The sequence below is a fragment of the Thermacetogenium phaeum DSM 12270 genome, assembly GCF_000305935.1.
Taxonomy (GTDB): domain Bacteria; phylum Bacillota; class DSM-12270; order Thermacetogeniales; family Thermacetogeniaceae; genus Thermacetogenium; species Thermacetogenium phaeum.
This window is the reverse complement of record NC_018870.1, coordinates 1,676,003-1,687,338: the sequence shown is the minus strand read 5'-3', so window position 1 is coordinate 1,687,338 and position 11,336 is coordinate 1,676,003. Positions and strand designations below refer to the sequence as shown.

The window sequence follows — 11,336 nt, the reverse complement described above, 5'->3', positions numbered from 1 at the left end:
TATGGTTTCCCGGGAAGAATTGTGCCTGTCTTTTTTCCTGCCCGAAAAAAGTGGCACTGAAAGAAAGCACTGCTGAGGGCAAAGACTGGATCTGTTCCGCCCACAAGCCAAATGTATCACATAAGAAGGCCTTCCGGCAAGGCCTGGTGTGCTGGAGGATGTGGGCGGTTTTGTGGCCACAGTTGGCGGTGGGGTAGGTGCTTGATGCGGTATGGGCCCCAAAGTAGGAAATGAGATGGCATTTTGAGTTAAGACAGTAGACCACCATGCCGCCAGGGCGGCACCAACAGAGGAACGAAAAAAGGGTTTATCCTTGTCGGCGCAGCGACCTGACGGAGGTTGTTACTCGCCCTTGACGAAGGAGCAGCAAACGGCAGCCGAATCGAGACAGGATGTCGAGATAGGCGACTCTGCGGCAGGGATGCCGTCATAGGAGCCGGTCGGCTGTTTATCTATCGACAAGTCTTAGGGCGAGTTAAACCGGAGTCCGGGAGCAAGCGTAAAGGATGAACACATATTTTCAGGGCAGGAAATTGTTATCGGGGAGCGAATATATATGAAAAACCGCGAATCGGTCAGAACCCTTTCTATTCTGGCTTTTTAAGGAAGGGGGTAGCGAGGATGAGCCTAACACACAAAAGTAGAGTAAAAAGAAGACACGTCGTTTTGCTTGTTGCAATACTAATGCTTTTTATTTGTGCCTTGCCCGCTTCGGCCGGTGATGGAAATACTGCGGTTTTTACAGTTGGCAAAAATACGTATGTTTTGAACGGCAATACCGTTGTAATGGATGCAGCGCCATACATTAAGGATGGTAGAACCTTCTTGCCGTTGCGGTTTGCGGCAAAAGCGGTAGGAACAGCTGATGAGAACATTATTTATGACCCCGCCTTAAAAACAGTAACAATTATTAAGGGCGACCGTGTCGTTCAGCTCACCGTTGGCAATAAAGCGCTTTTATTAAATGGAACAGTTGTGATGATGGATGTTGCTCCGGAAGTAGTCAATGGCCGCATCATGCTGCCGATAAGTTGGCTGGCGCAGGCTCTAAGCGTGAGCATAGAATGGGACCCGGTATCACGAACTGTTACGGTTAAAGATGTTAATGAAACAGATGTTAATGAAACAAATGGAGCATACAAGTCAATTGTAAAAGAGTACAGATGGCGCGATAAACAGGGTAATGAGTGGACGTGGCAAATACACATTCCGGAAGATATGTACATGTATTATAGAAGCCAACTCAGAATCCATGAACGCATCTTAAAAGAATACCTGGAGCGGCTCAATGAACTAAAATACCAACTGGAAGAGCTCAAGCGATACATGGATTTCTGGTATCAACAGTGCAGGATCTTGCCGGGTGATTCTTATTACCAAGCCTGGCGGAAATACCAGACTTATATGAATGCGTACTATGAAGCTCAGCGCAAGCTACTCCAGATTCAGTCGGAATACGTAAAGTTGCAGCAGCTATTTCAAAGAGCGGAGTACCGGCAGATGCTTGACGGGTATGTACCTTACGTGACGGAAGAGAAAAATTACGAGCTGGTGAGAGATAGCCGAAGCAATTGCTGAAAAGGCTCCTGGGACTCCCAGAGAGAGGATAGAGTTTGCAGCGGCTTTTGTACAGGAAGCAATACCTTATATAAGCGAAAAAGGGGAGTATCCTAAGTACCCTGTTGAGACGCTGGTGGAGGGTGGGGACTGTGAAGACAAGTCCATCCTGCTCGCAGCGATTCTCAGAGCTATGGGTTACAGAACGGCGCTCTTGGTCTTCAGCGGCAACCCCGGCCACATAGCAGTAGGGGTGGAGTGCCCGGACTGCTGGGGGAGCTATTACTACAAGGATGGGGTTAAGTACTTCTACCTTGAGACCACTGACTTCGGATGGTCGCTCGGCGAGATTCCGCTGGAATATCTGGGAAAAAGTGCGCTGGTTTACGCTGTTTCATAACTTTTCAATAGTGCGACAACCAGAGTGGCAACTCTAAAGTCCGGGACTCAGTCCATGCGAGCACCATTGTCGACGCAGATTTCTACTATGGAGACGGATAAAAAATGGTTAAATCACCAATAAATAGTTATTTTCACGGTTTCCTTTTCTTTTACCTTCCGCAGTAATTTGGGGTCATCGACCAGTTTTCCGATGACCGTCACCGGACTGTAGGGGCGGATCTCATCTCCTTTTGATACCGGTGTCGGGCCAAAGAAGAAGCAGACTGCTGGTCCTGGCGGCCAGTAGCCGATATCTCCCAGCTCAACTGTTTCCCGCCCGTCTTCCAGCTCTGCGTCTACCGGAATCTGGAAATAAATTTCCTCTCCCCAGAGGTTGGCCTGGCCTTCAATAGGAAGGGCGTCCCAGATTTTCTCAGCTGTTTCGGTGTCGTTCAGGAGCCCTCTAAGTTTGAGGTCAGAAGCGGTTACGGTAATCTTCTTTTTGGTAAACGTCCGTTCGACCAGTGTTTTCTGGTTTGTTAACTCGACGATTTTCACCTTAACCTCCCTCGGGCGGATCTCCAAGAGGGCATAGCTGGGTGGATGTCCCTTTTTGTCTTCTGTCTTGAGGTGACCGAGGTTGACCATTAGCACGTAATCCTTTTCTTCGACTGCAGGGATGTGGGTGTGTCCATAGGCTACTATATCGATTTCTTGTTTTGCGGCCAGTTCTTTGGGGTCCGGATCTTCGGGTAGGTCGTTGGAGTGGGGTTCGGGTGAATGCGTGAAAAGTATTTTCCAGCCTTCGATGGTCGATATTATCCGGTTGGGAATGGACGGATCCCTATACTGAACGGCGTAGACTCCAGGGATTATCATCGCCTCTGTTTCCGGCACTTCCTGAAAGACCTGGCAGTCTTCCCATTCATCTCCCAGGTGCACGATCTTGTCGACATTATGCACCTCGACCAGTTGTCGGGTAGCTTCTCTCAGGTTTTCCAATTCACCGTGGGTGTCGCTGACCAAACCGATACGCATAACTTCCTCCCCTTTCTGGCAGATTGTGGGCACAGACGGCTTCATTTGTTTTTATATCACGGGTTGGAGAAATCCACAAGAGTAGAGGAAGCTAGCGGGTGATCATTAAGTGGGTATTCGACGCCGACCCTGTTCATGACGAATCTGTGGGTTGGTCCTCTAGCCGAAGCAACAGGGTTATATCTGTGGATGGTCTGTTTTGCTACTTGATATCAAGGCACCCCTGGTTTATTATTGCTTTTAAGGTAAAATGTATACTGAGCCACCTGAAAGGTTAGGTGGGAATAATAAAGGGTAACCATACGGACTTTCCGTCAGCCCGGGGGGTAAAAAAATGCAGCTGCTTCAACCCAAAAAAATGTATAAATCGATCTTCGACATCCCCCTCTCCGAACTGTATGCTTCCGGCATTCGCGGCATTATTTTGGATCTTGACAATACTCTTACCGAATGGAATAATCCCCGGCTCTCCGAGGAGACCGCAGAATGGCTAGTTCGAGCCGCCCGAACCGGCTTGAAACTGTGTTTCGTTTCCAACAATTCCGATTACCGGGTCCGGGAGGTGGCGGAACGGGCCGGCGTTCCCTTTATCGCCCGCGCCCGCAAACCGCGGCGTCGCAGTTTCCGCCGGGCGATGGAACTGATGGGGACGAAGCCGGAGACCACCGCGGTGATCGGGGATCAGCTTTTTACCGACATGCTGGGAGGCAACAGGCTGGGCCTGTTTACGATTCTGGTAACTCCTATCAGCAACGAGGAATTTATCGGAACACGATTTATGCGGTTTTTGGAGAAACTTATTTTAAAAAAAAGAGTCGACGCGTTCTGACAATATTTCCAGTAAGATTTTGCTAAAATATTGCAGGGATTTTTCTGGTATATACCTCCAAAATAAACAATATTACTACAGGAGAGTTATATTATGGTGGATGTCCTTGTTGTTGATGATTATTCAGCATTACGATCTATCGTCGTCGACTATTTAAATGTTTTTTCTCCATTTCGGGTAATAGGGGAAGCAGAGAACGGGTTGGAGGCCCTGCAGCTGATGGAAGCTGAGCGTCCCCGACTGGTGTTGATGGATGTCCGTATGCCTGTCATGGATGGCATTACTGCGACGAGGCTGATCAAAGAGAGGTGGCCGGAAACGGTGGTGATCACCTATTCGGGTGATCAGGATGAAATGATTCGGGAAAAGGCAAAAGAGGCCGGGTCGGATTTGCATCTGACCAAGCCGCTGGATTTTAATAAGCTCATTGAGAGGATGCAGGAGTGTCTATCGCTGGTGTGAAATCAAAGTGATAAGGGGCGATAATACCTTATCGCCCCCGCTTTGTGAGAGCCAGCAGATAGACTTCTTCCGTGCGGTTACCTCCTTTGAGTTGATTGATTTCCTTTTCTGCTTCCTGTAATTTTTGCAACGCCTCTTGAGAAATACTGGCTATTTCGAGGTCATTTAGGTGGTGTGACATCGTAGCCCTCCTTTTACGTTTATAACTTATTATGAACTGGAAAAAGAACAGTTATGTATTTTTTAACCTGGATTTCGCGGGGGAACTGATCTAATGGGAATAGCGATCGGTGGGCAGACAAAGGTATTCGCTCTTTACGGCGATCCTGTCGGCCATTCTTTGTCACCTGTAATGCAGAACAGGGCGTTTGCGGCCTGCGGACTGGATTGCTGTTACGTCCCTTTGCGCGTGAAAAGGGATGGGCTGGCTACTGCCGTTGCGGCGATACGTGCACTCGGCCTCGGTGGGGTCAACATAACTATACCCCATAAGGAGAGCGTTCTAAAGTACCTGGATGAGGTCGACCGGGAGGCGGAGTTGATAGGAGCGGTCAACGCCGTTGTTCGTAGGGAGAATCGCCTTTGCGGGTATAACACCGATGCTGCCGGTTTTCTCCGCTCGCTGCGGGAAGAAGCGGGTTTCGAGGCTACCGGTAAAAAGGCCGTTGTCCTGGGGGCGGGCGGCGCGGCCCGGGCGGTGGCTTTTGCGCTCGCCATCGGCGGTGCTGTTTCTCTTTCCGTTATTAACAGGGATCCCGGAAGAGCGCGGACGCTGGCCGCAGATCTCGAGAGAAAGACCGGATGCTGCACGGCGGCGGGATCCTTTCATGATGGCCTTTTAGAAGAGGCACTTAAGGGCGCCGACCTGGTCGTCAATGCCACACCGGTAGGCATGTTTCCTGACTGCCATTCTTCTCCCATACCTGCCGAAAAGCTTCCCCCCGGGATCCTTGTTTGTGATCTGGTGTACAACCCCATCCGGACGAAGCTGCTTGCTGATGCAGCCGCAGCAGGCTGCCGTGTCTTGAACGGGGTGGGAATGCTGGTTGCCCAGGGCGCCTTGGCGTTTGAGCTGTGGACGGGAATAGAGGCTCCTGTCGCCGCCATGAGGGAGGCGGTTGAGGAGTGTCTTTTATCTTATAAGGGCGGCAAGGGCGGAGGTATTGAAGCAGGAAATTAAAAAAGAAATGGGGCAGTGTGATGTTGCGTTTATTGACGGCGGGCGAGTCACATGGGCCGGTACTGACGGCCATAGTCGAGGGTTTTCCGGCCGGGGTGGTTGTCGATAAAGAGGCAATCGACGCTCAGCTTCGAAGAAGGCAGTCCACGTACGGCCGAGGTGGGCGCATGAAGATTGAGAGGGACTGTGTCGAGATCCTCTCGGGAGTGCGCAAGGGCATAACCCTGGGGAGCCCGATCACCCTGCAAATAAGGAATCGGGATTGGGAAAACTGGATCGAGGTGATGTCTCCCGATCCAGAGCAGATTGTCGAGGAGAAGGAGACGGCGAAGGCTGTTACCAGACCGCGACCGGGGCATGCCGATCTGGCGGGTGGTATGAAGTACCGGCAGCAGGATCTGCGCAATGTGCTGGAAAGGGCAAGTGCCCGGGAAACGGCGGTCCGGGTTGCCGCCGGGACGCTGGGGAGGCTGCTGCTGGATTCCCTGGGGTGCTGGATTTTCAGCCATGTCGTTCAGATCGGGAGTGCTGCTGCTCCCGCATATGGTCCGGATGTGGATTACACGGATCTGGCCGAGGCTGCGGCCCGGTCCCCGGTGGGTTGTGCCGACGGCAGAGCAGCAGCTGCTATGATGGCGGAGATCGATGCCGCCAGGGAAAGAGAGGACACCCTGGGTGGGGTGTTTGAGGTCGTCTGCATCGGTCTCCCCCCGGGAATCGGCAGTTACGTCCACTGGGACCGCCGCCTCGATGCCAGGCTGGCAGCGGCAGTGATGGGTATTCCTTCGGTGAAGGGGGTGGAGATCGGGCTCGGTTTTCGCGGAGCCGGAATTGAGGGTTCCGGCTACCATGACCCGATCTACTACGCAGACGGCAGAGGGTTCTTCCGGAAGACCAACAATGCCGGAGGGCTTGAAGGTGGGGTCACCAACGGGGAGCCGTTGGTGCTGAGGGCGGCAGTCAAGCCCATCCCTACTTTGGGTAAACCTCTGGCGAGCGTGGATATCGGAACGAAAAGGGAGACCGCTGCTGCGGTGGAAAGAAGCGACGTCTGCATTGTCCCCGCGGCGGCCGTGGTGGCTGAGGCGATGGTGGCATGGGTCCTGGCGGATGCCGTTATAGAAAAGTTTGGTGGCGATACCCTGGAGGAGATCAGGAGAGGCTGGAAGGAGTACCTTGCTTACCTGGAGAGTATTTAATAAGTTGTTACAGACCGCTTGCGGAGTGGATGTGGAAATTAGGAGATGGCCAGGGAGAACGTTGTGCTGACAGGTTTTATGGGAACGGGCAAAACCGCCGTCGGAAGAAGGCTGGCCTCCCGGTTAAAAATGGCATTTCTGGACACGGACGACATGGTCGAGGAGGCAACCGGCCTTACCATACCGGAGATCTTCCGAAAGTTTGGGGAAGAGCGGTTCCGCCTGGAAGAGCGCCGCGCCGTCGCCTGGGCGGCGGCCGCGCGAAAGTGCGTCATCGCTACCGGCGGTGGTGTTGTGCTGAACCCGGAGAACGTCAAGAGACTGCGGGAGAACGGTTACATCGTCCTGCTCGAGGCCAGGCCGGAGGTGATTGCCGGGAGAGTGGGCGGAGCGGGAGGGCGCCCCCTTTTGAACGGAAAGGGCGATCTGGTGAAGCGAATAGCCGCACTTTTGGATGCAAGGGCCCCCTATTACCGAGACTGCGATCTGCGCATCGACACATCAGATATTACAGCTGATGAGACTGTCACCAGAATAATCCGGTTTCTGCAGGAACAGGGATGGGTTTGCGAAGGGAGTTGTGGTTGTGGATTCTCTGCGGGTTGAACTCGGGGAACGCAGTTATTCTATCGTCATTGGATCCGGTATCCTCGACAGCCTTGGCGAGGCCGTGGGGCAACTCGGTTGCGGGCCGCGCCTCTTTTTGGTTACCGATGAAATTGTCGGCTCGCTGTACGGGGAGAGGGTGAAAAACTCCCTGAAAAAAGCCGGTTTCGAGGTTTTATACCGGGAATTACCTGCTGGTGAGCAGTATAAATCTCTGCAGTCTGCCGAGATCCTTTATACCGCTGCCCTCGATGGTGGGCTGGAACGGGGAGGCGCCGTTGTGGCCCTCGGGGGAGGGGTGATCGGCGATCTGGCGGGATTTGTGGCCGCCACCTATATGCGCGGCGTTTCTTACATACAGGTGCCGACTACCCTGCTGGCCCAGGTAGACAGTTCTGTCGGAGGGAAGGTCGCCGTTAACCATCCGCTGGGAAAAAACACCATCGGCTGCTTTTATCAACCGCGGCTCACTTTTACTGATGTTCAGGTGCTGCGTACCCTGGAACCGCGGGAGGTGCGCTCCGGCCTGGCCGAGGTGATCAAGTACGGTGTTATCCGGGATGCGGCGTTTTTCCGCTACCTGGAGGAGAACCTGGAGGAAGTAATGGCGCTGCAGGAGGAGGCCCTGATCAGGGTTGTCAAAAGATCGTGCGCCGTCAAAGCGGAAATCGTGCAGATGGATGAGCGGGAAAAGGGGCCGCGGGCGATCCTCAACTTCGGCCATACAATAGGACACGCCCTGGAAGCCCTGACCGGTTACCGTGTGTACAGGCACGGTGAGGCGATCGCCGTGGGGATGGCGGTTGCCTCGGCGATAGCTGCAGCCAGAGGTCTGCTGAAAGAGGCGGAAAGGGAGCGGCTCGTATGCCTTCTCCGACGCGCCGGCCTTCCCGTTTCCTCTCCTTTTAAAGCAGAGGATGTGGTCAGAATTCTGCCCCGGGACAAAAAGGCGCACCGCGGCCGGCCGCGCTTCGTGCTCCCTCTCACTCTGGGTCGGGTGGAGGTCTTCGACGATGTCAGCGACGACGAAGTGGTGGCGGCGCTGGAAGAATGCCGCTCTTAAACGGGGAGGGAACTGATGGAACGCCTGGAGGCGAAGGAAATCCTTTTAACCGCAGTTGGGAAAGGGGCAACCGACCTCTACCTAGCCGCCGGAGCTCCTCCTGTGCTCCGTGTCGACAGTCGCCTGGTAAAAATGGATGCCCCCCTTTTGAGCGCCGGGGACACCGAGCGTTTTGCCCGTTTTCTGCTGTCAGATGAGCAGTGGGAGCGCTTTGCCGGGGCAGGGGAGATCGTTGCCGCTTCCTCAATTCCGGGTGTCGGGCGGTTCCGGGCCGCTGTTTACCGCCAACAGGGGGTCTGTGCCCTCTCCCTGCGGCCGATTCCCGACGCAGTCCCATCTATCGAGGAGCTCGGGCTGCCGGAGGCCGTTAAAAATCTGGCGCTCTGTTCTCAGGGGCTGATCCTGGTGACAGGCCCTACCAGAAGCGGGAAAACGACGACCCTGGCGGCGATGGTCGATCTGATCAACAGGGGGCGCAGCTGCCTGGTGATCACTCTGGAAAACCCTATCGAGTACCTTCACCGCCATCAGATGAGCATCGTCAGCCAGCGGGAGGTCGGTGAGGATACCCCTTCTTTTTACTGCGGTTTGCGTAGCGCCCTCGCACAGGGAGCCGACGTCATCATTGCCGGGGAACTGCCCGACGGGGAGGCCGTCCGGGCGGCCATCTCGGCGGCCGAAAGGGGGCACCTGATCATCGCCGGTTTCCCTGCCCTCGATGCCACCCAAACTGTGGAGCGTCTGATCGGAAATTTTCCACCTGATTGCAGACAGCAGATGATGGTCCGGCTGGCGGCTGTGCTGCAGGGTGTGGTTTCCCAGCGGCTGTTCCCGCGGGCCAGTGGAACGGGCCTGGTGCCGGCTGTGGAGGTTCTGATCGCTACCCCGGCGGTGAGAAGCCTGATCCGGGATGGAGCTCTCCGGCAGCTGCCGTCCACGATCGAGGCAGGGGGACGGTACGGCATGCAGACGCTTGCCGCCTCTCTGAAGAGGCTTTGTGAAGAGGGGATCGTCCCCTGTTCTGAAGCCCTTCCCCAGGGCAGGTGATTATTTTTATCTAGCAAGGTAATTTTGACCGTTACCCCGTACGTATTTTGGCTGGTCCCCCGCAGAGTCCCGATAGCCGGGATCGGTTGTTTTCCGCCGCCTCATCCTTATCTACCAAAGTTTCGCCCATCCAAGAAGGGTCGGAAGCGATCTTTTTTAAAAATGCAGGAAAAAAGAAAGATCTGTCGAAGAAAATGGATGATCATCCGGCTTCAGTCTGCGAAGCCGATTTTTGGCTTAACGGCTAACAGCCCGATGCAATGTGTTTTACAGTGTCGTCTTTACCCTAGACTACCGAAGTGAGGTAATTCTGTGGCCGGGAGAAAAAAACTGGGAGAGAAACTCATTGAAAAAGGCCTGATTACAGAGGAACAGCTGAATCAGGCTTTGTTGATTCAGTCCCGTACAGGTCAGCTGCTGGGCCAGATTCTGGTCGAAATGAACCTGCTCGATGAGGAGGAACTGAAGAAGGTCCTCGGTGTCGAAGAGCTTGACCTCAAGGAAGAGATCGATACTGCACTGCTGGAAATCGTGCCGGAAGAGGTGATCCGCAAGTATAGAGTTTTCCCTATCCGGAAAGAAGGGGAGCGCCTTTATCTGGCGATGGCCGATCCCCAAAATGTGGTTGTCCTGGATGACCTGAGGCTGCTCACCGGCCACATTATTGAACCCTTAAAGGCAGATGAAAAGGAGATAAGCTCTCTTATAGAAAGGCATTTTGGGATTCCGGAAGTCGAGAAGGCGATGCAGGAGTATGCCGGGCAGGACGCTGCCGATGAGGAGGCAGAGGACGTCGAGGAAGCACTGATCGACGACGCACCTCTGATCAGGCTGGTCAATTCTCTGATCATGAGGGCCGTCGAGAATGAGGCCAGCGATATTCATATCGAACCGTTCAAATCGGAGATCAGGGTGCGCTACCGGATCGACGGAGTCATGCATACCGTAATGAATCTCCCCCGGAAGATGATTTATTCCGTGGTTTCCCGCATTAAGATCATGGCCAACATGGACATCTCCGAAAGGCGCATGCCTCAGGACGGGCGCATTTCCCTCAAGCTGCCGGAGCGCAACCTGGACTTAAGGATTTCCACCATGCCGACCGTCTACGGCGAAAAGGTTGTTATCAGGATTCTCGATAAAGACAGCATAAAAAACTACACCCTGGAGGGATTGGGTTTTTCCGATTACAACCTGCGGCGTTTCTCCCGCTTTCTGTCCAGCTCTTACGGAATGGTGCTTGTGACAGGCCCGACGGGGAGTGGGAAGACCACCACCCTGTACACGGCATTGGCGGGGCTTGATTCCGAGGAGAAGAACATCGTTACCGTTGAAGACCCTGTGGAATACCTGCTGGACGGCGTCAATCAGGCTCAGGTCAACACCAGGATCGGGGCAACCTTTGCCACTTACCTGAGGGCGATCTTGCGGCAGGACCCTGATATCATCCTGATCGGAGAGATACGCGACCTGGAAACCGCCGAGATCGCTGTCCGCAGCGCCAATACAGGGCACCTCGTGCTCTCGACGATGCATACCAATGATGCTCCGGGGGCGATCATCCGGTTGCTGGACATGGGAGTGGAACCTTTCATGGTGGCCTCTTCGGTGCTGGGTGTGGTAGCCCAGCGCCTGGTGCGCTGCATTTGTGAGAATTGCAGGCAGCCGTATACTCCGGGTGAGGCCGAAATGGCCTTTGCCGGGTTGGAGCCGGGTACCCCCCTCTATGCCGGGGTGGGTTGTGAAAAATGCAATAATACGGGGTACCGCGGTCGGATTGCCGTCGTGGAGGTTCTGCCCGTTACGCCCGCCTTGCAGAAGCTCATTCTGCGGAGAGCTTCTGCCGAAGAGCTGCGGCAGCTGGCTCTACAGGAGGGGATGGTCTCTTTGAAGGATGACGGTATCGCCAAGGTGCTCCAGGGCATAACCACTATTAAAGAGGTTATGCGCGTTGCCTACAGGGAGGATGAGTGA

The 11,336-nt window shown here is 54.3% G+C and carries 12 protein-coding genes; 10 read left to right on the top strand and 2 right to left on the bottom strand.

Annotated features, from left to right (window positions below):
* Positions 1–621: 621 nt before the first annotated feature.
* A complete protein-coding gene (locus TPH_RS08365) occupies positions 622–1,578 on the top strand; it encodes a copper amine oxidase N-terminal domain-containing protein (RefSeq protein WP_049886108.1) in 957 nt (318 codons plus the stop codon).
* Positions 1,559–1,957 carry a transglutaminase domain-containing protein gene (locus TPH_RS15685; RefSeq protein WP_201764550.1) on the top strand — a complete coding sequence of 133 codons (399 nt, stop codon included), beginning with the start codon at positions 1,559–1,561 and terminating at the stop codon, positions 1,955–1,957. The genes TPH_RS08365 and TPH_RS15685 overlap by 20 nt, the downstream gene beginning before the upstream one ends.
* 113 nt (positions 1,958–2,070) lie before the next feature.
* On the opposite strand, the gene TPH_RS15980 is transcribed toward TPH_RS15685, so the two are convergent.
* A complete protein-coding gene (locus TPH_RS15980) occupies positions 2,071–2,976 on the bottom strand; it encodes a YfcE family phosphodiesterase (protein ID WP_015050760.1) in 906 nt (301 codons plus the stop codon).
* Positions 2,977–3,310: 334 nt separating this feature from the next.
* Between TPH_RS15980 and TPH_RS08345 the strand changes: the two genes are divergently transcribed.
* Both TPH_RS08345 and TPH_RS08340 read left to right on the top strand, forming a co-directional pair.
* Entirely contained in the window at positions 3,311–3,805 is a 495-nt protein-coding gene (locus tag TPH_RS08345; RefSeq protein ID WP_015050758.1) for a YqeG family HAD IIIA-type phosphatase, read from the top strand.
* A 93-nt stretch (positions 3,806–3,898) separates the two neighbouring features.
* The gene (locus TPH_RS08340; protein ID WP_015050757.1) at positions 3,899–4,267 is read left to right on the top strand and encodes a response regulator transcription factor; all 369 of its coding nucleotides are present in this window, start codon (positions 3,899–3,901) and stop codon (positions 4,265–4,267) included.
* Between the two features lie 28 nt (positions 4,268–4,295).
* Here the strand turns inward: TPH_RS08340 and TPH_RS15440 are convergent, their stop codons facing one another.
* The gene (locus tag TPH_RS15440; RefSeq protein ID WP_015050756.1) at positions 4,296–4,448 is read right to left on the bottom strand and encodes a hypothetical protein; all 153 of its coding nucleotides are present in this window, start codon (positions 4,446–4,448) and stop codon (positions 4,296–4,298) included.
* A gap of 93 nt (positions 4,449–4,541) precedes the next feature.
* Here TPH_RS15440 and TPH_RS08335 point away from each other — a divergent pair, with 93 nt between their 5' ends.
* From TPH_RS08335 to TPH_RS08310, 6 genes are all read left to right on the top strand, one after another.
* Positions 4,542–5,447, top strand: coding sequence for a shikimate dehydrogenase (locus TPH_RS08335; protein WP_015050755.1), 906 nt, complete (start codon positions 4,542–4,544; stop codon positions 5,445–5,447).
* A gap of 20 nt (positions 5,448–5,467) precedes the next feature.
* Positions 5,468–6,646 (top strand): chorismate synthase, encoded by a 1,179-nt coding sequence (gene aroC / locus TPH_RS08330; protein ID WP_015050754.1) that lies wholly within the window; start codon positions 5,468–5,470, stop codon positions 6,644–6,646.
* Positions 6,647–6,691: 45 nt separating this feature from the next.
* Complete coding sequence (locus TPH_RS08325; RefSeq protein ID WP_015050753.1) at positions 6,692–7,252, top strand: shikimate kinase; 561 nt, start codon at positions 6,692–6,694, stop codon at positions 7,250–7,252.
* Complete coding sequence (gene aroB, locus TPH_RS08320) at positions 7,233–8,315, top strand: 3-dehydroquinate synthase (protein ID WP_015050752.1); 1,083 nt, start codon at positions 7,233–7,235, stop codon at positions 8,313–8,315. The genes TPH_RS08325 and aroB overlap by 20 nt, the downstream gene beginning before the upstream one ends.
* A gap of 15 nt (positions 8,316–8,330) precedes the next feature.
* Positions 8,331–9,362, top strand: a complete 1,032-nt coding sequence (locus TPH_RS08315; RefSeq protein WP_015050751.1) for a type IV pilus twitching motility protein PilT — start codon at positions 8,331–8,333, stop codon at positions 9,360–9,362.
* Between the two features lie 312 nt (positions 9,363–9,674).
* On the top strand, positions 9,675–11,336 hold the full coding sequence (locus TPH_RS08310; protein WP_015050750.1) for a GspE/PulE family protein: 1,662 nt from the start codon (positions 9,675–9,677) through the stop codon (positions 11,334–11,336).

What these genes read in the sequence shown, in the direction of transcription:
- TPH_RS08340 (WP_015050757.1), top strand. Translation starts at nt 3,899, where the DNA reads ATGGTGGATGTCCTTGTTGTTGATGATTATTCAGCATTACGATCTATC.
- TPH_RS15980 (WP_015050760.1), bottom strand. Translation starts at nt 2,976, where the DNA reads ATGCGTATCGGTTTGGTCAGCGACACCCACGGTGAATTGGAAAACCTG.
- TPH_RS15440 (WP_015050756.1), bottom strand. Translation starts at nt 4,448, where the DNA reads ATGTCACACCACCTAAATGACCTCGAAATAGCCAGTATTTCTCAAGAG.
- TPH_RS08335 (WP_015050755.1), top strand. Translation starts at nt 4,542, where the DNA reads ATGGGAATAGCGATCGGTGGGCAGACAAAGGTATTCGCTCTTTACGGC.
- TPH_RS08365 (WP_049886108.1), top strand. Translation starts at nt 622, where the DNA reads ATGAGCCTAACACACAAAAGTAGAGTAAAAAGAAGACACGTCGTTTTG.
- TPH_RS08325 (WP_015050753.1), top strand. Translation starts at nt 6,692, where the DNA reads ATGGCCAGGGAGAACGTTGTGCTGACAGGTTTTATGGGAACGGGCAAA.
- TPH_RS08315 (WP_015050751.1), top strand. Translation starts at nt 8,331, where the DNA reads ATGGAACGCCTGGAGGCGAAGGAAATCCTTTTAACCGCAGTTGGGAAA.
- aroC (WP_015050754.1), top strand. Translation starts at nt 5,468, where the DNA reads ATGTTGCGTTTATTGACGGCGGGCGAGTCACATGGGCCGGTACTGACG.
- TPH_RS08345 (WP_015050758.1), top strand. Translation starts at nt 3,311, where the DNA reads ATGCAGCTGCTTCAACCCAAAAAAATGTATAAATCGATCTTCGACATC.